The following is an 18,959-nucleotide window of genomic DNA, read 5'->3' on the forward strand; positions in this document are numbered from 1 at the left end:
GCAAGCCTGATGCCAAGTCAGACCATGAAGTACTTGGCCTTGGGGTGGTGCAGCACGATCGCGCTGGTCGACTGCTCGGGGTGCAGCTGCCATTCGTCGCTGATGGAGACGCCGATGCGCTCCGCCTTCAGCAGCTTCAGCAGCGGCTCCTGGTCCTCCAGCTTCGGGCAGGCCGGATAGCCGAAGGAATAGCGCCCGCCGCGATAGCCCTGGGAGAGCATCTTCTCGATGTCGGGCTCGTCCTCGGCGGCGAAGCCCAGCTCCGCGCGGATGCGCTTATGGACGTATTCGGCCATCGCCTCCGCCATCTCGACCGAGAGGCCGTGCAGGTACAGGTAGTCCTGGTAGCGATTGCCCTCGAACCACTCGCGCGCCACGTCGCTGGCCTTCTGGCCGACGGTGACGACCTGCAGGCCGATCACGTCGCGCACCGGGTCCTCGATGTCGCGCAGGAAGTCGGCAATGCAGTCGCCATCCTCCTTCGGCTGGCGGGGCATGGTGAAGCGCGCGGCCTCGGTCACGCCGTCCTCCTCGAACAGCACCACGTCGTTGCCCTGGCCGGCGCACTTCCAATAGCCGTAGATCGCCTGCGGCTTCAGGATGTCCTGCTCCTCGGTCAGCGTCAGCATGCGGCGCAGCACCGGGCGCAGCTCCTGCTTCGCCCAGCCCAGGAAGTCTTCCAGGCTGCGGCCGGCCTTGCGGAAGCCCCACTGGAACTGGAACAGGCTGCGCTCATTGATGAAGGGCACCAGGGCCTTCGGCGCGGCCTCCATCACCTTGGCACCCCAGAAGGGCGGCGTGACCGGGGCCAGCCCGTCCATCATCCGCTTGCGGCGGCCCTGGGCGTAGTTCACGTCCACCGGTGCGAAGCCGCGCGGGTCGGCGGTGCCCAGCGTGCGCTTCTCGTTGCGGGACTTGCCGACGCGCTTGGTCTGCAGCGCGGACAGGTAGTCGTCGAAGCCGTTGCCGACCACCTTGTCCATCAGCGTCAGCCCGTCGAAGGCATCGCGCGCATAGGCCACGCGGCCGCTGCTCTCGCCGCCGGCATAGGCACGGACGCAATCGTCCTCGACATAGTTGCGGGTCAGTGCGGCACCGCCCAGCAGCACGGGCACGTCGAGGCCGAGGCGGTGCATTTCCTCCAGGTTCTCGCGCATCACGACGGTGGACTTCACCAGCAGGCCGGACATGCCGATGGCATGGGCCTTATGCTCGCGCACGGCGGCCACCATGTCGGCCAGCGGCACCTTGATGCCGAGGTTCACGACCTTGTAGCCGTTGTTGGTCAGGATGATGTCCACGAGGTTCTTGCCGATGTCGTGCACATCGCCCTTCACCGTGGCCAGCACCATGATGCCCTTTTCCTGGCCCTCGACGCGTTCCATGAGCGGTTCGAGGAAGGCGACGGCGGTCTTCATCGTCTCGGCGGATTGCAGCACGAAGGGCAGCTGCATCTTGCCGGCGCCGAACAGCTCGCCCACCACCTTCATGCCGTCCAGCAGCACGTCGTTGATGATGGCCAGCGGCGCCATGCCCTTGGCCAGCGCCTCGTTCAGGTCGTCCTCCAGCCCCTTGCGGTCGCCGTCGACGATGCGGTCCTTCAGGCGGCCTTCCGGGGTCTCGGCGCGCACCTTGGCCACGGCATCGGCGGCCTTGCGGCCGGCGAACATCTCCAGCAGCTTCTGCAGCGGGTCGTAGCCTTCCTCTCGCCGGTCATAGATCAAATCCTCCATCACCTTCACCTCCTCGGGCGGGATCAGGTGTAGGGGCTTGATCTTGGACACATGCACGATGGCGCCGGTCATGCCGGCCTTCACCGCGTGGTCGAGGAACACGCTGTTCAGCACGTGGCGCGCGGCGGGGTTCAGGCCGAAGCTGATGTTGGACAGGCCGAGGATGATCTGGATGTCGGGGAATTTCTCCCGGATCATGCGGATGCCGTCCAGCGTCCAGACGCCGAGCTTGCGGTCGTCCTCATTGCCGGTGGCGATGGTAAAGGTCAGCGGGTCGATCATCAGATCGGATTGCGGCAGGCCGTACTTGTCGCAGGCGAATTCCACCAGGCGCGTCGCGATGCGCAGCTTGTCCTCGGCAGTCTTGGCCATGCCCACTTCGTCGATCGTCAGCGCGATGACCGCGCCGCCGAACTTCTTGGCCAGCTTCATGCGGTCATGCGCCGCGCCCTCGCCGTCCTCGAAGTTGATCGAGTTGATGATGGGCTTGCCGCCATGCAGCTTCAGCGCGGCCTCGATCACCGGGGTTTCCGTGCTGTCGATCACCAGCGGCGCGTTCACGCTGGCGGTGAAGCGGCGGATCACCTCGTTCATCTCGGCCATTTCGTCGCGACCGACGAAGGCGGTGCAGATGTCGAGGCTGTTGGAGCCTTCGCCTACCTGCTCACGCCCGATGGCCAGGCACCCGTCCCAGTCATGGGCGGCCTGGCGCTCGCGCCACGCCTTGGAGCCATTGGCGTTGCAGCGCTCACCGATCGAGAAATAGGCGTTTTCCTGCCGCAGCGACGTCGCGCCGTAGAGCGAGGCCACGGAAGGGATCCAGTGGTATTTGCGCGCCACGGGCGCCGGGCGGTGGCTGGCCCCGCCCAGGCGGCGCAGCATGTCGTCCAGCTGGCCGATATGGGCGGTGTTGGTGCCGCAGCAGCCACCGATCAGGTTCACGCCGTATTCGGTCACGAACCGCTCCATCCACACCGCCATGTCGGGCGCCGCGAGGGGGTAGTGCGTCTTGCCGTCCACCAGCTCCGGCAGGCCGGCATTGGGCTGCACGGAGATCAGGCCGGGCCAGTTCTGCGACAGGAAGCGGACGTGCTCGGCCATTTCCTGCGGGCCGGTGGCGCAGTTCAGCCCCATCAGCGGCACGTCCAGCGAATGCGCGACGGTGGAGGCCGCCGCGATGTCGGGCCCGACCAGCAAGGTGCCCGTCGTTTCGACCGTGACCTGCACGAAGATGGGGATGTCGCTGCCCACCTCGGCGCGGGCGATCTTGGCGGCGTTCACGGCCGCCTTGATGAACAGCGTGTCCTGGTTGGTCTCGGTCAGCAGCGCGTCGGCGCCGCCCGCGATCAGGCCGCGGCACTGCACGGTCAGGGCTGCTTCCAGCGTGTCGTAGTCGATGTGCCCCAGGCTCGGCAGCTTGGTGCCCGGGCCGATGTCGCCCACCACCCAACGGTGGCGGCCGTCCACGAACTCCTCGGCCGCCTCACGCGCGATCTCGACCGCCTTCTTGTTCAGCTCGAAGGCGCGGGAGCCGAGTTCGAATTCCTCAAGCGTGATCGGGCTGCCGCCGAAGGTGTTGGTCAGCACCATGTCGGCGCCGGCGGCGTAGTAGCCGCGGTGGATTTCACGCACCATGTCGGGGCGCGACAGCACCAGCACGTCGGTGCAGTTCTCCTTGCCCCAATAGTCGCGCTCGATGTCGAGCGTCATGCCTTGCACGATGCTGCCCGTGCCGCCGTCGCACAGCAGCACGCGGGACTTCAACGCTTCGAGCAGATGCGGACGGGACATAGGCGTTTCTTTCTTAGAGAGCGAAGGCAGGTTCGGAAGTGGTGGTGGCGGCGGCCTGGCGCTCGGCCAGCCACAGCCCCACGAAAAGCGGGCCGGGGATGCGTTCCACCCGGCGCATGGCACAGCCGCCGGCATTCAGCCAGCCGTCCAGCTGCCCATCGGTGAAGCCCGGCCAGCGATGGGCATGGCGGGCCATCAGTTCCGTGCGCTCATGCGCGGCCAGATCCACCAGCAGCAGCTGCCCGCCCGGGGTCAGCACGCGGGCTGCCTCCTGGATCGCGGCGGCCGGGTCCTCGGCGTAGTGCAGCACCATCTGCATGGCCACCACCTCGAAGGAGGCATCGGCGAAGGGCAGGCGGTACATGTCCGCCTGGCGCACATGGGCGCGGGCGGCCAGGCCGCGCTCGGCCAGGCGGGCACGGGCCAGCGCCAGCATCTCGCGGCTGGCATCCACGCCCAGCGCGCTGTCGGCGCGTTCGGCCAGCAGCTCCAGCAGGCGGCCGGTGCCGGTGCCGATATCCAGCACGCGGCCGACATGGGCGGGCAGGGCGGCCAGCATGGCCTGCTCCATGGCCGCCGCCGGCAAGTCGAGCGCGCGCATCTCGTCCCAATCGGCGCCGTCACGCACGAAGGCGTCGCTGGCGGCGCGGGCGCGCTCGGCGGCGATGCGGGCGGCCTGGCGGCGGTCCTGTGCCAGCAGCGGGTCGTTCTCCGGCAGGCGGGCCAGGATGTCGCCCAGCAGGGCATTGCCGCGCGGCAGCTGGAAATAGGCGTTGGCGCCTTCGGGGATGCGCTCCAGCAGCCCGGCCTCCACCAGCAGCTTCAGGTGGCGGGACAGGCGCGGCTGGGACTGGCCCAGCACGTCGCACATGTCGCTGACGCACAGGGCACCGCGCGCGCAGAGCGCGAGAAGGCGGAGCCGGGTCGGCTCGGCCGCGGCGCGCAGCTGGGTGAGGATGGTGTCCATGAGGTCCGCTTACATGGTATGGGGGCAAAGGCTAGGCAGCCCCTTCTATCACATAAAGATATCCTTATGTCTATCGAATGAGCTGGAAGATCGACGCCCGCGTGCCCGTTTCCGTCGAGGAAGCGCCCGAACTGCCCCCCGGCGGCGGCTATGCCCTGCTGGCGGAGGCCGAATTGCCGGCCGGCCTGCCCGCCGGCACGCCCGCCATCCTGTTCACCCCGGATGAGGGCATGCCCCACCCGGCCGCCTGCGCCTGCTGCCAGGGGCAGGGGGCGGTGCCGGCGGCGCTCGCCACCCTGTTCCGGGACCGCGCCATGGGCGGGCCCTGGTTCGACCGGGTGATCGCCATGCCCCGCACCCCGCGCGGCCGCGCCATGATCGAGGAAGCCATGACCAGGGATATTCTCACCGTCGCCCGGTTCCGCCCCGCCTGATGGCGACCGCGGAAGCCCATCGCCGCGACGTGGCGAAATACTATCGCTGGCTGGACAAGCTGGAATGGATGCGCGTGATGCGCGGCGAGACCGGCAACGGCGCCCAGCCCGTGCACCGCGCCCTGCGCGACCCCGATGGCGGAGAGACCAGCCCCGGCGTGGTGCACCGGCTGATGGCCGGCGCCATCCCGCTGCCCGCCAACCCCCGCGTGCTGGATGCCGGCTGCGGCTATGGCGCCACCATGCTGGACCTGGCGCCGAAGCTGGGCGGGGAGTGGCTGGGCATCACCCTGTCGGACGTGCAGGTGAAGCGCGGCAACGAGGAAGCCGCCGCGCGCGGCCTGCCCGATGTGCGGCTCGAAGTCGGCAGCTTCGATGCGCCGCCGCCCGGCCCCTTCGACTGGATCTACGGCATCGAGAGCCTGATCCATTCCCCCGATCCGGGCAGCACCATCGCCGCGCTGGCGGCACGGCTGGCGCCTGGCGGCTGGCTGACGATCGTGGATGACATGCCCGAGGACGCGCTGCCGCCCGAGGCCGCCACGCGGGTGGATACCTTCCGCCGCTGCTGGCGCGCGCCGGTGGCGCCGGGCCGCGCCGCCTGGCTGGCCCATGCCGCCGCCGCCGGGCTGGAGCCTGGCCCCGAGATCGACCTGACGCCGCTGACGCTCAGCCGCCCGATGGCGGAACTGGCGCCCCGCATCGCCGCCCGCGCGCGGGAGGCACGGTGGAAGCGCCTGCTCGGCCTGGGTTACCGCAGCGAGGCCGATCTGGGCGGCATGACGCTGGAGACGCTGCTGGCCGACGGCAGCATGCGCTATCGCATGCTGACCGCCAGGCGGCCTGCCTAGAGAACCTTCACCACGGCCTTGCCGAAGTTCCTGCCTTCCAGCAGGCCCAGGAAGGCTTCCGGGGCGTTCTCCAGCCCCTCGGTCACGTCCTCCTTCACCTTCATCTGCCCGGCCGCGATATGGCCCAGCATTTCCGCGCGGAAGGCCGGGTATTGCGCCCAGCCATGGTCGCTGACGATGAAGCCCTGGATCCGCAGCCGCTTGCGCACCACCGGCCCCAGATTGGGCCCGGCCGGCGCGCCGGAGGCATCGGCCCCGGGTGCGGTGTTGTACTGCGCGATCATCCCGCACATCACCATCCGGCCGAAATCGTTGAAGCGCGGGAACACGGCGGCCTGCACCGCGCCGCCCACGTTTTCCCAGTACACGTCGATGCCGGCCGGGCAGGCGGCATCCAGCGCCGGGTCCAGCGGCGCGCGGTGGTCCACGCAGGCATCGAAGCCCAGCTCATCGGTCACGAAGGCGCATTTCGCCGCCCCGCCCGCGACACCCACCACCCGCGCGCCCGCGATCTTGCCGAGCTGCCCGACCACCTGGCCCACCGCGCCCGAGGCCGCCGAGACCACCAGCGTCTCGCCGGCCTTGGGCTGGCCGATCTCCTTCAACCCCCACCAGCCGGTCAGCCCCGGCATGCCCAGCACGCCCAGGTTCCAGGACAGCGGCGCATCATGCGGCGAGATCTTCCACAGCCGCGAGGAATCGACGGCCGAGAAGCGCTGCCAGCCATAGCCGCCCAGCACCGTGTCGCCCGGCCGGAAATCCGGGTGGCGGCTCTCCACCACCTCGCCCACGGTCTGGCCTTCCATCACCGCGCCGATCTCGACGGGCTTGGAATAGCTTTTCGCGTCGCTCATCCGCCCGCGCATGTAGGGGTCGAGGCTGAGATAGCGCGCGCGCACCAGCACCTGGCCCTCGGCGGGCTTGGGGATGGCGTGCTCTACGATGTCGAAGTCGGACAGCACGGGCGCGCCCTGCGGGCGGGCGCGCAGCAGAACGGCCAGATTGGTCTCGGTCACGGCGTTGTCCTCGGTCAGGTTTCAGGCGAGGCTAACCCCATCGTCCCATGAAGGAACAGGGCCCCATGCAGGTCACCGCCATCGACCACCTCCATTACCGCAGCCTCAACCCGCGCGCCGCCGCCGACTGGTGGAAGGCCGCCTTTGGTGCCTCCGAGATCGGGGAGGTGATGAACGGCGACAAGCTGCGCGTGATGATCGAGCTGGCGGGGCTGAAGCTGTTCATCGAGGAAGTGGCCGCGGGCACCGGCGCGCCGCCGCCCGCACCCTTCCTGGGGCTGGAGCATATCGGCATCACGGTGAAGGACATCGAGGCGGCCGTTGCGCATGTCACGGCCAAGGGCGGCAAGCTGTCCAAGCCCATCACCAGCCCGCGCCCCGGCCTGCGCATCTGCTTTATCGAGGGGCCGGACGGCAGCTCGATCGAGCTGCTGGAGCGGGCCTGACCCCGCCGGCTGGGGCTGTTACTCCGACAGCTCCAGCCACTCCTCCTCCAGCGCCCCGATCTCCTTCGCGACCACCGCCTGGCGCTGGGTGGCGCGGTTGATCAGGTCGAAGTTGTTGCTCTCATACAGCTTCGGGTTGGCCAGCGCGTCGGCCAGCGTCCTGGCCTCGGCCTGCAGCTTCTCCAGCGCCTTTTCCACCTGGGCCAGCCGCGCGCGGCGGGGTGCCGCGGCCATGCGGGCCTCGGCGGCCTGGCGGCGGTCGTCGCGGCGGGTGGGGGCGGCCTCGGCCTTGGGGCCGCGGGCGCGCTCGGCCAGCCAGGCGCGGTATTCGTCGATATCGCCCTCGAAGGGCGTCACCGCGCCATCCGCCACCAGCCACAGCCGGTCCGCCGCCAGTTCCACCAGATGCGGGTCGTGGGTGATCAGGATGACGGCGCCGTTGAACTCGGCCAGGGCGCGGACCAGCGCCTCGCGCGCGTCGATGTCCAGGTGGTTGGTGGGTTCGTCCAGGATCAGCAGATGCGGCGCCTCGCGCGTCGTCAGCGACAGCAGCAGCCGCGCCTTCTCGCCGCCCGACAGCGACGCCACCACCGTCGTCGCCTTGTCCTGATCCAGGCCGAAGCGCGCCAGCTGCGACCGGCATTGGGTTTCAGTGGCGGTCGGCAGCGCATCCTGCATGTGCGACAGCGGCGTGCCGCGCAGGTCCAGCTCCTCGGCCTGGTGCTGGGCGAAATAGCCCACGCGCAGCTTCTGGTTCAGCCGCACCTCGCCGGCCATGGGTTCCATGCGGCCGGCCAGCAGCTTGGCGAAGGTGGATTTGCCGTTGCCGTTGGCGCCCAGCAGGGCCACCCGGTCCTCCTGGTCCAGCCGCAGGGTGATGTCGCGCAGCACGGGCTTGCCGTCATAGCCGACGGTCGCCTTGCTCATGGTCACGATGGGCGGCGGCAGCTCCCCGGGGTCGGGGAATTCGAAGCGGGTGACGTGGTCCTCCACGATCGCCTCGATGGGCGGCAGCTTCTCCAGCGCCTTCAGGCGGGACTGCGCCTGGCGGGCCTTGGTGGCCTTGGCGCGGAAACGGTCCACGAAGGACTGCATATGCGCGCGCTGGGCGGCCACCCGGGCATTCTGCGCCAGGGTCTGCGCCTGGCGTTCCGCGCGGACGCGGGTGAAGGTGGTGAAGTTGCCGGCGTAGAAGGTCAGCTTGCGCTGATCCAGGTGCAGGATGCCGTCCACCGCGCGGTCCAGCAGGAAGCGGTCATGGCTGACCAGCAGCACGGCGCCGGAGAAGCGGTTCAGCCAGCCCTCCAGCCACAGCGCCGCTTCCAGGTCCAGGTGGTTGGTGGGTTCGTCCAGCAACAGCACGTCGGGTTCCAGGAACAGCACCTGCGCGAGCGCCACGCGCATGCGCCAGCCGCCGCTGAACTCCCGGCTGGCCCGGTTCTGCGCCGCCTCGTCGAAGCCGAGGCCGGCCAGCACGGTGGCGGCGCGGGCGGGCGCCGCATCGGCGCCGATCGCCTCCAGCCGTTCATGGATGTCGGCCGCGCGTTCGGCCGGCGCCGAGTCCAGCTCGGCCAGCAGGGCCGTGCGTTCGGTATCGGCGGCCAGCACCGTCTCGATCAGCGTCGCGTCGCCGCCGGGCGCTTCCTGCCGCACATAGCCCATCCGGGCGCGCGCGGCGAAGCGGATGCGCCCGCCATCGGTCTCGAACTCGCCCGCGATCGCCTTCAGCAGGGTGGACTTGCCGGCGCCGTTGCGCCCGATCAGGCCCAGCTTGCGGCCGGGTTCCAGGTTGAAGGTCGCCCCCTCCAGCAGGGTGCGGCCAGCCACCCGCAGCGTCACGTCATCGAGCATCAGCACGGTCATGGGGGGCTTCTAGCCAGAAACCCGCCACTGCCCAAGGGTTAGGCAGCACAACTGTGCGGTGCGGCACCGCCTTGCCGGGCCCCGATATTGGTCGTAGGGAAGCCGCACCCATTCTTGACACCGCGAGGGAGGCCCTGATGGCCCGCAAGAAGATCGCTCTGGTGGGTGCCGGCAATATTGGCGGCACCCTGGCCCACCTCATCGGGCTGAAGGAGCTCGGCGATGTGGTGATGTTCGACGTGTTCCCGGGCGTGGCCTCGGGCAAGGCGCTCGACATCATGCAGTCCGGCCCTGTCGACGGCTTCGACAGCCACATGGTCGGCTCGGGCGACTATGCCGCCATCGCGGGCGCCGATGTGGTGATCGTGACCGCCGGCTTCCCCCGCATGCCGGGCATGAGCCGCGACGACCTGGTCTCCAAGAACGCCGGCGTGATCGCGCAGGTGGCCGAGGGCATCAAGAACAACTGCCCTGACGCCTTCGTCATCGTCATCACCAACCCGCTCGACGCGATGGTGTGGGTGATGCAGCAGAAGTCCGGCCTGCCCCCCGAGAAGGTGGTCGGCATGGCCGGCGTGCTGGACAGCAGCCGCTTCCGCCTGTTCCTGGCCCAGGAATTCAACGTCTCCGTCGAGGACGTGACCGCCTTCGTGCTGGGCGGCCACGGCGACACGATGGTGCCGCTGACCCGCTACTCCACCGTCGCCGGCATCCCGGTGCCCGACCTGGTGAAGATGGGCTGGACCACGCAGGAGAAGATCGACGCCATCGTCGCCCGCACGGCGAACGGCGGCGGTGAGATCGTGAAGCTGCTGGAGAAGGGCTCCGCCTTCTACGCCCCGGCCGCTTCCGCCATCGCGATGGCCGAGGCCTACCTGAAGGACAAGAAGCGCGTGCTGCCCGCCGCCGCCCACCTGAACGGCCAGTACGGGATCAAGGACCTGTACGTGGGCGTGCCCGTGGTGATCGGCGCCGGCGGCGTGGAGCGCGTGGTCGAGGTGCAGTTCACCCCCGAGGAAGAAGCGGCCTTCAAGAAGTCCGTGGCCTCCGTCGAGGAACTGATCGCCGCCTCGAAGAAGCTGGTCGGCTAAAGCCGGTGCGGCTTGCTGTGCTCTCAGACGTGCACGGCAACGCCCTCGCGCTGGAGGCGGTGCTCGCGGATGCGCGGGCCATCGGCTTCGACGTGATGGTGGACCTCGGCGACACCGTCTCGGGTCCCTTGTGGCCCGAGGACACGCTGGCGCTGATGGAAAAGGCGGGCGCACTCGCCATCCGGGGTAATCATGACCGGGTGGTGGGCTGCGATGCGCCGGAGACGATGTATGCGACCGACCGCTTCGCCCATGAGGTGCTGAGCCCGGTCGTTCGGCAGGCGCTGGCCGACAGGCCCGCCACCCTGCGCATCGGCCCGGTGCTGGCCACCCATGGCACCCCGACAAGCGACATGGACTATCTGCTGCATGAGGCCACGCCCCATGGCGTGATCGAGCGGCGCCACGACACCGTCGCCGCCCTTCTGGGCGACACGGGCGACGCCGAGGTGATCCTCTGCGGCCATACCCACCGCGCGCATGCCGTGCGGCTGGCGGATGGTCGGCTGGTGGTGAACCCCGGCAGCGTCGGCCAGCCCGGCTACAGCTGGGATGTGCCGGTGCCGCATGTGATGGAAGCCGGCGCGCCGCATGCGCGCTGGGCCCTGCTGGAACGCACCGGAAAAGGCGCGCAGGCAGGATGGGAGATGACCCACCGAATGGTGGTCTACGACTGGGAAAGGGCTTCGGCCGAAGCCGCGCGCCACGGGCGGGCGGAATGGGCACGCAGCCTTGCTACGGGCTTCACCGCTTGAGGACGAACGATGAACATCCATGAATTCCAGGGCAAGGAGCTGCTGAAGCGCTACGGCGTCGCAGTGCTCGACGGCTATGTCGCCTCCACGCCGGAAGAGGCCGAGGAGGGGGCGAAGAAGCTCCCCGGCCCGATCTATGTCGTGAAGAGCCAGATCCATGCGGGCGGCCGCGGCGCCGGTCGCTTCAAGGACGACCCGAACGGCAAGGGCGGCGTTCGCCTGGCCAAGTCGGTCGAGGAAGTGAAGACCAACGCCGCCGCCATGCTGGGCCACGTGCTGGTCACCAAGCAGACCGGCCCCGAGGGCAAGCAGGTCAACCGCCTCTACATCGAGGCCGGCTGCGACATCGCGCGTGAACTGTACGTGGCGCTGCTGCTGGACCGTGAGACCAGCCGCGTCGTCATCATGGCCTCCACCGAGGGCGGCATGGAGATCGAGGAGGTTGCCGAGCACAACCCCGAGAAGATCCTGAAGGTCCATGTGGACCCCGCCACCGGCGTGTCCGGCTACCACGGCCGCAAGCTGGCTTTCGGCCTCGGCCTCGAAGGCAAGCAGGTCAACAGCTTCGTCAAGTTCGTGACCGCGCTGTACCAGGCCTATGTCGAGCTGGAATGCGCCATCGTCGAGATCAACCCGCTGGTCGTGACCAAGCAGGGTGACGTCGTGGCGCTCGACGCCAAGGTGTCCTTCGACGACAACGCGCTGTTCCGCCACAAGGACCTCGAGGCGCTGCGCGACGACACCGAGATGGACCCGAAGGAGCTGGACGCGGCGAAGTTCGAACTGAACTACGTGGCGCTCGACGGCGAGATCGGCTGCATGGTGAACGGCGCGGGCCTGGCGATGTCCACCATGGACATCATCAAGCTGTACGGCTCCTCGCCCGCGAACTTCCTCGACGTCGGCGGCACGGCTGACGCCGCGCGCGTGACCGAGGCGTTTCGCATCATCACCTCCGACCCGAACGTGAAGGCCATTCTGGTCAACATCTTCGGCGGCATCGCCAAGTGCGACATGATCGCCAACGGCATCGTGGTGGCCAGCAAGAACCTCGACCTGCAGGTGCCCCTGGTGGTGCGCCTTGAGGGCACGAACGTCGAACTGGGCAAGAAGATCCTGGCCGAGTCCGGCCTGAAGATCATCCCCGCCGACAACCTCGCCGACGCGGCCCAGAAGGTCGTCGCGGCCGTGAAGGGAGCCTGAGCACATGGCCATCCTGATCGACGCCAACACCCGCGTGATGACGCAGGGCTTCACCGGTTCCCAGGGCACCTTCCACGCCAGCCAGGGCATCGCCTATGGCAGCAAGTATGTGGGCGGCGTGACCCCCGGCAAGGGCGGCATCATGCACCCCGAGCTGAACCTGCCGGTGTTCAACACGGTTGCCGAGTGCAAGGAAAAGACGGGCGCCGATGCCTCCGTCATCTACGTGCCGGCGGCCTTCGCGGCCGACTCGATCCTTGAGGCGATCGACGCCGAGATCCCGCTGATCATCTGCATCACCGAAGGCATCCCGGTGCTGGACATGGTGAAGGTGAAGCGCGCGCTGGGCACCAGCAAGTCCCGCCTGGTGGGCCCGAACTGCCCCGGCGTGATCACGCCCGACGCCTGCAAGATCGGCATCATGCCGGGCCACATCCACCGCCGCGGCTCCGTCGGCATCGTGTCGCGTTCCGGCACGCTGACCTATGAGGCGGTGGCGCAGACCACGGCGGCCGGCCTCGGCCAGTCCACCTGCGTGGGCATCGGCGGTGACCCGGTGAAGGGCATGGACTTCATCGACGTGCTCGAGATGTTCCTGAAGGACGACGAGACCAGGTCGATCATCATGATCGGCGAGATCGGCGGCCAGTCCGAGGTGATCGGCGCCGAGTTCCTCCGCAAGGAGAACTTCGGCCCCGGCAAGCCCAACAAGCCCGTCGTCGGCTTCATCGCCGGTGCGACCGCCCCTCCGGGCCGCCGCATGGGCCATGCGGGCGCGGTGATCTCGGGCGGCAAGGACACCGCCGCCGCGAAGATGGAAGCCATGGCCGCGGCCGGCATCCACATCGCCGACAGCCCGGCCGCGCTGGGCTCGACCATGGTCAAGGCGATCGGCTGATCGCCTTCGGCTGAAGGTTCAGGGCGCTGCCTCGCAAGGGGCAGCGCCTTTTTCGTGTCAGCCCGCCAGGCGCCGCAGCCGGCGCAGCACCCCGCGCGCGATGCGGCGCGGTCCCCAGGCAGGCGGGGCCACCTGCATGGGCGCCGCGGGCGCGGGCAGCGGCCGGCTGCGTTCCGCGGCCAGTTCCCGGTCCAGTCCTTGGGCCCAGGCGGTCCGCTCATCGCACAGGGCCGTCATGGTATAGGCCAGGCTGCATTCGGTCCCGGCACTGATCATCATGTGGCCGAAGCGGGTGCGCGCCAGCGTCTCCAGGTTCTCCGGCAGCGGGTGCCAGCTGCGGTCCAGGAAGGCCGCGGTATCCAGCGGGCTGCCGCCGTCGAAGATGGCGAGGAACGCCCAGTCGCGCCCCGGCAGCGGCTGAATGGTGAAGCCCATCGGCCCCATCAGCGCCTCAAGCCCGGCCAGGGAATGCGCGGCGATATGCCCGCGCCGCAGCGGGTCCAGATAGCCGCCCGTCTCGACGGCCTGCGAACCCGGGCGCGAGCTGTTGAAATAGAAGGTGGAGCCCGGCAGCGAGACCTTCGCCAGATCCTGCATCAGGGAGCGCAGGTGGCGGGGCGGGATGTGCTCGATCACCTCGATGCAGACGCCGGCGTCGAAATGCCCCTCCATCTCGCCCAGGAAGCCCAGGTGGAAATTGGGGTGGTGCGTGCGGAAGCGTTCGGGCGGCGGGAAGGGCTCGACACCCCAGAAGATGTCGCTGGCCTCCGGCATCAGTGTGGACAGCGCGTCCAGCAGCTGGCCTGACCCGGCGCTGATGTCGACGAAGCGGGTGACGAGCCGGCGTGCCTGCAGGAATACTTCCGCCACGCGCAGCGGGTTGGCGCCATAGCTGCGCTGCTGCGCGGCCTCCATCTCGAAATCCCAATAGCTGTCGTCATAGGGGCGGGCGGTCCCGTCCTCGATGCGGGCCAGGAAGGCCTCCTCGGCGGCGATGCTGCCGCAGCCCTCGCAGCGACCGAAGGCCACGCCATCCACATCGCGATCATGGGCCAGCAGGCCGCCGCACAAATGGCAGGCGGAAAACACAGCACTCGGCACGTTTCGCTCCCCGGAACTTGTCCAGGGAAGAACGCACGGGCGGGCCGCGCGTTACCTCAGCGCCGGCTCGCGACCAGATACTGGGCGAAGCCTGCCTTGCACCACACGGCGAAGGTGCCGCAGGTGATGTCGTTGTGGCGATGCGCCACCAGCTTCAGGGCATCGGCCAGCCAGGGCAGGTGGATGCGGCCCATCGCCTCCAGCGCGAAGCCCTGGGCCTTCAGCGCGTCGGTCACCTGCTCCATGGACCAGGCTTCCACATGGGTGGGGTCGTCGTGGAAGTTGGTGGTGGAGGTCGGCAGCCCGTTGCCGATGAAGTCATGCCGGGTGGGGAAGCGCCCGGAGGCCGGGTGCGGCCACTCGATATAGACGCGCCCGCCGGGCTTCAGCCGTTCCCGCAGGTATTCCACCGTGCGGTCCAGCCCGTGCATGTGCTCGATGAAATGGGCGCAGATGGCGGCATCGAACTGCCGGCCGCCGAAATCCATCGGCGCCTTCTCGAAATCGCCCAGCTCCATCCCGGCATAGCGGTCGAACAGCGCGCCTTCGCTCAGCGAGAGGGCATAGAGCGACAGGTCCGAACGGTCGGGCGCCGGCCAGGCCAGGTAGTTGGACAGGCCGCCGTCGCCCGCGCCCAGGTCCAGCACGCTGGACCCTTGCGGCAGGTTCTTCAGGAACACGCTGCGCGGAGAGACGGTGTGGTAGGCCACCTCCACCATCTCCCGCGCGGGCACCTCATGCCCTTCCCAGTCGGTGGCCCAGGCCAGGAGCTCCTCGGCCAGGGCCTTCTCGTCCATCGCGTCGGCGGGCAGGGAGGGGAAGATGCTCATCCCCCCGCGATACAAGCCGGCCGCGAGCGGCACAACCGGGGGTTAGGCCTTCACGGGGTTGGAGAGGCGGCCGATGCCCTCGACCTCGATCTCCACCACGTCGCCGTCCTTCAGCACGCGGGGCGGCACCATGGCATAGCCCACGCCTTCCGGCGTGCCGGTCATGATCAGGTCGCCCGGCAGCAGGGTGAAGCCCTGGCTCAGCTGATGGATGATGGCCTTGATGTCGAAGATCATCTTGGAGGTGCGGGAGGACTGGCGCTGCTCGCCGTTCACCCACAGCTTGATGCCGACATCAGAGGTGTCGAGGTCGTCGGCGGGAACGATCCAGGGGCCCATCGGGCAGGAACGGTCCAGCGACTTGCCCTTGAACCACTGACCGTGGCGGCGCTGCAGGTCGCGGCCGGTCACGTCATTGGCGATGGTCCAGCCGAACACGTGGTCCAGCGCGGCCTCGGGCGCGATGTTGGCGCCGGCCTTGCCGATCACGATGGTCAGCTCGGCCTCATAGTCCAGATACTGCGTGACGCCGGTGGCGCCGTGGTCCGGGATGGCGGCATCAGGCGCGATCACGCATTCCGGGGCCTTGGTGAAGAACTGCGGATATTTCGGCATCTCCGTCTCGCGGCCGGCCACGCGGTCGCCTTCGGCCACATGGTCCATGTAGTTGCGGCCGACGCAGAAGACATTGCGCGAGGGCTGGGGAATCGGCGCCATCAGCGTGATGGCGGAACGATCCAGCACCGCGGCGGGGGCAGGGGCCTTCAGCGCGGCACGGATGCCGGCCAGGGCGGACGCGCCGGCGGCGACGACGCCCTTCATGCAGGTCACGCCGGCCGGCAGCGCGCCGGCGGCCAGCAGGTCCAGCACCTGGGTGTCGTTGATGACGGCGCCCGGGCGCGGGCCCTTGGCGTCGGTGAAGGTGATGAGTTTCAAGGCCATGGCTTCCCCCTCCGGATATGCGGTGGCGCAGCCTGTGCCGGGGGCGGTCGCTTGACAAGTCAGGACATCACCATGTTTGGGCATGCACGCATTCAGCGAATATTATTGAAAAGGCGATAGGTCCGTTGTCGGCAGTCCGGCACGCCGCTACCTGTGCCGCTGGAGCCATCACCCATGCCGATTTCCCGTCGATCAGCATTGTGCCTGGCGGCCGCCACCTGCAGCGTGGGGGCCGCGGGGCCTGCCGCACCCGCGCTGGCGCAGGTCGCGGGCGGGCCCGCCCAGGCGCGCGTGACGGAGGTATGGGGCCAGTTCCGCCTGCGCTTCATGGCGCCCGAGGGGCGTATCATCGACACCGGCAACCAGAACGTCTCCCACTCCGAGGGCCAGAGCTACGGCATGATGCTGGCCGTCAGCTCGGATGACCGGCCGAGCTTCGACCGGCTGTGGAACTGGACCCGCCGGAACCTGCGCCGCCCGCGCGACCACCTGACCGCCTGGCGCTGGAAGCCGAACGTGCAGCAGCCGGTCGAGGATCTGAATAACGCCACCGACGGCGACCTCATGATCGCCTGGGCGCTGCTGAAGGCCGCGGAGACCTGGAACGCCCCGGAATACCGGGAGCAGGCGGTGGCCATCGGCCGCGACATCCTGCGGCTGGTGGTGCGCAGCGCCGGCGGAATGACCGTGCTGCTGCCTGGCGCGCGCGGCTTCGAGCGGCGCGAGTCGGTGACCATCAACCCCAGCTACTACTGCTTCCCGGCGATCCGTGCGCTGGCCGGCGCGGTGCCCGACCCGGCCTGGGTGCGGATCGCGGCCGACGGGCTGCAGATCCTGCGGGCGGCGCGCTTCGGCCGCTGGAACCTGCCGCCGGACTGGCTGACCCTGTCGCGCGGGGATCGTCGGCTGTCCCTGCCCGACAATTGGGCGCCCCGCTTCTCCTACGACGCCGTGCGGGTGCCGCTGTTCCTGGGTTGGGCCGGGCTGGGTCAGGAACCGGCGGTGCAGTCGGCCGCGATCTTCTGGGCCGACCCCAGCCACCAGCGCCTGCCGGCCTGGACCGACTTCTCCAGCAATGCCGTGTCTCCCTATGGCGCATCGCCCGGAATCGCGGCCATTGCGGCCTTTTCCGCGGCGGTTTCGGGCCGTGGTCTGCGCACCCCCGCCGCCCTGCCGCAGACCGATCCGATGCCCGATTACTACTCGGGTGTGCTGACTGCCCTTGTTTCACTCGCGCGGCGCGATTCTGGTGCGGATTTCTGGTGACAACTGCCAGAAAATGATCCGAATGAACGATAAGCCCGGTTTCGCTCCCTGAACGATGCAGGCATTGTGCCGCCGAGTCTGGGGAAAGAGGATATGGCACAGGACAGTGATGTGGCTCGGGTCGCCGCCACGCTGAACACCCCGGGTCTGCGCTATCGCAGCTTCGGGAACGAGCCCGTGCGCGTCCGCCCTGTGCCGCCAGCCCTGCCGCCAGTGGTCGAGGAAGAGCCGATTGTGCCTGAATATCAGGCCGATCCGGTGAATGATCTGCCCGAGAGCAACGCCCCGCTGGAGCCTGAACTGCCGCCGCTGCGCCTGGAGCCGATCGCGCCCGAGCCCCCGCCCATGGCGGTGGAACCGCCGCCCGCGCCTGTGCCGCCGACGCCCGCGCCTGTGCTGATGTCGCTGGAGCCCGCGCCCGAGCCCCCGCCGGCGCCTGCCCCTGTCGCCGCGTCCGCGCCGCCCCCGCCCGAGCCCCCGTCGGCGCCGCTGTTTTCCTGGCCCGAGAGCACGCCCGCCGCCCCCGCCGCGCCTTCCCTGCTGCCGGAAGTGGCCGCCGGCCATGCGGCGCCTGCCGCCCCCGTGCCGGCCGGCGGCTTCCGCCTGCTGGAAGCCATCGGCATGAAGCCGGACGAACAGGCGGCCGCGACCACCGCCCCGCAGGGCGGCACGCTGGCCCTGCTGCGCCAGGCGGTCGCGGAACCCGCGTCCCCGCCGCCCGAGTTCTTCAAACTGCCTCCCGCTCAACCGATGGTTGCAGGCATGCAGCCGGTGGGTGCGTTGTCCGGCTTGTTGCCTGCTGCGGCCGTGACAGTTCCGCTTTCTGACGTTATGCGCCTTGTGGCGGGCGGTTCCCCGCCACCCGCATCCCCCTTTGATGCGTTTCGTGCTGCGCTCGGCGCGCAGCCGCAGCGCTAGTAACCGGAGGCCCCATGCCCCTGATCGTGTTCGCGTCCCCCAAGGGGGGCGTCGGCAAGACCACCATGGCCGTAAACATCGCGGATGCGATGCGGCGCAATGGCCGCCGGGTTCTGGTTATCGATTTCGATCCGCAGAACACCCTGCGACTCCACTTCGGGGTGCCGCTGTCGGATACCGCCGGCTTCATCGCCGAGCTGCCGAAGCGCCCGGACTGGCGCAACGTCGTCCGCCAGACCCCCTCTGGCGTGATGGTGCTGCCGCACGGCGCGATCGACATCCGTGGCGCGCTGGGCCTGTCCTCCGCGCTGGAGCGTGACCCCGAGCTGCTGGCCGCCCCGCTGCGCTCCATCATGGCTGACCCCGGGCTGCTCGTGATCGCCGACACGCCCCCGGGCCCCAGCCACGCGCTGAACCTGCTGGCGCCGATGGCCAGCATGGTGGTCGCGGTGCTGCTGGCCGATGCCACCTCCGCCGCGCTGGTGCCGGACATCGACAACGGCCGCTTCCTGGGTTCGGGCACCATGGCCGCCCTGTTCGCTGGCCGCCTGCGCGTCGTGCTGAACCAGGTCGATCCGAACTCCCGCCTCTCCCGCGCGGCGGCCGAGACGGTCGCCCGCCACCTTGGCCCGCGCCTGCTCGGCGCCGTCTGCCGTGACGAGGTGGTGGCCGAGGCCCTGGCCGCCCAGCGCCTGGTGCAGGACATCGCGCCGAACAGCCGCGCCGCCGAGGATCTTCGCGAAGTCGCCCGCGGCGTCGAAGCCGCGCTGCCCGCCGTGCCCGATACCCTTCAGGCGGGGTGGGGCGCCCGATGAGTACGATCGCTCCGCGGAAGGAGCTGATCGCCCGGTTAC

17 protein-coding genes are annotated in these 18,959 nt (G+C 69.3%); 10 read left to right on the forward strand and 7 right to left on the reverse strand.

Annotated features, from left to right (window positions below; genetic code table 11):
* Positions 1-17 precede the first annotated feature (17 nt).
* Positions 18-3,524, reverse strand: a complete 3,507-nt coding sequence (metH, locus tag EOD42_RS10930; protein WP_127787555.1) for a methionine synthase — start codon at positions 3,522-3,524, stop codon at positions 18-20.
* Between the two features lie 13 nt (positions 3,525-3,537).
* The gene (locus EOD42_RS10935; protein WP_127787556.1) at positions 3,538-4,491 is read right to left on the reverse strand and encodes an ArsR/SmtB family transcription factor; all 954 of its coding nucleotides are present in this window, start codon (positions 4,489-4,491) and stop codon (positions 3,538-3,540) included.
* A gap of 77 nt (positions 4,492-4,568) precedes the next feature.
* Here EOD42_RS10935 and EOD42_RS10940 point away from each other — a divergent pair, with 77 nt between their 5' ends.
* Positions 4,569-4,925, forward strand: a complete 357-nt coding sequence (locus tag EOD42_RS10940; protein WP_127787557.1) for a hypothetical protein — start codon at positions 4,569-4,571, stop codon at positions 4,923-4,925.
* Positions 4,925-5,776 (forward strand): SAM-dependent methyltransferase, encoded by an 852-nt coding sequence (locus tag EOD42_RS10945; RefSeq protein WP_127787558.1) that lies wholly within the window; start codon positions 4,925-4,927, stop codon positions 5,774-5,776. The genes EOD42_RS10940 and EOD42_RS10945 overlap by 1 nt, the downstream gene beginning before the upstream one ends.
* On the opposite strand, the gene EOD42_RS10950 is transcribed toward EOD42_RS10945, so the two are convergent.
* Complete coding sequence (locus EOD42_RS10950; RefSeq protein WP_127787559.1) at positions 5,773-6,792, reverse strand: NADP-dependent oxidoreductase; 1,020 nt, start codon at positions 6,790-6,792, stop codon at positions 5,773-5,775. The two genes, EOD42_RS10945 and EOD42_RS10950, sit on opposite strands and share 4 nt — an antisense overlap.
* Before the next feature lie 65 nt (positions 6,793-6,857).
* Here EOD42_RS10950 and EOD42_RS10955 point away from each other — a divergent pair, with 65 nt between their 5' ends.
* Positions 6,858-7,238 carry a VOC family protein gene (locus EOD42_RS10955; RefSeq protein WP_127787560.1) on the forward strand — a complete coding sequence of 127 codons (381 nt, stop codon included), beginning with the start codon at positions 6,858-6,860 and terminating at the stop codon, positions 7,236-7,238.
* An 18-nt stretch (positions 7,239-7,256) separates the two neighbouring features.
* On the opposite strand, the gene EOD42_RS10960 is transcribed toward EOD42_RS10955, so the two are convergent.
* Entirely contained in the window at positions 7,257-9,101 is a 1,845-nt protein-coding gene (locus tag EOD42_RS10960) for an ABC-F family ATP-binding cassette domain-containing protein (protein ID WP_127787561.1), read from the reverse strand.
* A 137-nt stretch (positions 9,102-9,238) separates the two neighbouring features.
* Here EOD42_RS10960 and mdh point away from each other — a divergent pair, with 137 nt between their 5' ends.
* From mdh to sucD, 4 genes are read left to right on the forward strand one after another with little or no spacing between them, the layout of a single operon-like run.
* The gene (gene mdh / locus EOD42_RS10965) at positions 9,239-10,192 is read left to right on the forward strand and encodes a malate dehydrogenase (protein ID WP_127787562.1); all 954 of its coding nucleotides are present in this window, start codon (positions 9,239-9,241) and stop codon (positions 10,190-10,192) included.
* A gap of 17 nt (positions 10,193-10,209) precedes the next feature.
* A complete protein-coding gene (locus EOD42_RS10970; protein WP_240655119.1) occupies positions 10,210-10,947 on the forward strand; it encodes a metallophosphoesterase family protein in 738 nt (245 codons plus the stop codon).
* 9 nt (positions 10,948-10,956) lie between these two features.
* Positions 10,957-12,150, forward strand: coding sequence for an ADP-forming succinate--CoA ligase subunit beta (gene sucC, locus EOD42_RS10975; RefSeq protein ID WP_127787564.1), 1,194 nt, complete (start codon positions 10,957-10,959; stop codon positions 12,148-12,150).
* Between the two features lie 4 nt (positions 12,151-12,154).
* Positions 12,155-13,048 carry a succinate--CoA ligase subunit alpha gene (gene sucD / locus EOD42_RS10980; RefSeq protein WP_127787565.1) on the forward strand — a complete coding sequence of 298 codons (894 nt, stop codon included), beginning with the start codon at positions 12,155-12,157 and terminating at the stop codon, positions 13,046-13,048.
* A 57-nt stretch (positions 13,049-13,105) separates the two neighbouring features.
* On the opposite strand, the gene EOD42_RS10985 is transcribed toward sucD, so the two are convergent.
* Genes EOD42_RS10985 through EOD42_RS10995 form a run of 3 tightly spaced genes read right to left on the reverse strand, consistent with a single transcriptional unit; the run spans position 13,106 to position 15,921 of the window.
* Positions 13,106-14,149, reverse strand: coding sequence for a methyltransferase domain-containing protein (locus EOD42_RS10985; protein WP_127787566.1), 1,044 nt, complete (start codon positions 14,147-14,149; stop codon positions 13,106-13,108).
* 56 nt (positions 14,150-14,205) lie between these two features.
* The gene (locus EOD42_RS10990) at positions 14,206-14,979 is read right to left on the reverse strand and encodes a class I SAM-dependent methyltransferase (RefSeq protein WP_127787567.1); all 774 of its coding nucleotides are present in this window, start codon (positions 14,977-14,979) and stop codon (positions 14,206-14,208) included.
* Between the two features lie 42 nt (positions 14,980-15,021).
* Entirely contained in the window at positions 15,022-15,921 is a 900-nt protein-coding gene (locus tag EOD42_RS10995; protein ID WP_127787568.1) for a fumarylacetoacetate hydrolase family protein, read from the reverse strand.
* Positions 15,922-16,095: 174 nt separating this feature from the next.
* On the opposite strand from EOD42_RS10995, the gene EOD42_RS11000 reads away from it, so the two are divergent.
* The 3 genes from EOD42_RS11000 to bcsQ all read left to right on the forward strand — a co-directional run bounded on the left by EOD42_RS11000 (position 16,096) and on the right by bcsQ (position 18,920).
* Positions 16,096-17,187 carry a glycosyl hydrolase family 8 gene (locus tag EOD42_RS11000; protein ID WP_127787569.1) on the forward strand — a complete coding sequence of 364 codons (1,092 nt, stop codon included), beginning with the start codon at positions 16,096-16,098 and terminating at the stop codon, positions 17,185-17,187.
* 93 nt (positions 17,188-17,280) lie between these two features.
* Entirely contained in the window at positions 17,281-18,105 is an 825-nt protein-coding gene (locus tag EOD42_RS11005) for a hypothetical protein (protein WP_127787570.1), read from the forward strand.
* 14 nt (positions 18,106-18,119) lie between these two features.
* On the forward strand, positions 18,120-18,920 hold the full coding sequence (gene bcsQ / locus EOD42_RS11010) for a cellulose biosynthesis protein BcsQ (RefSeq protein WP_127787571.1): 801 nt from the start codon (positions 18,120-18,122) through the stop codon (positions 18,918-18,920).
* The last annotated feature ends 39 nt before the right edge of the window (positions 18,921-18,959 follow it).

Source organism: Rhodovarius crocodyli (genome assembly GCF_004005855.1).
Taxonomy (GTDB): domain Bacteria; phylum Pseudomonadota; class Alphaproteobacteria; order Acetobacterales; family Acetobacteraceae; genus Rhodovarius; species Rhodovarius crocodyli.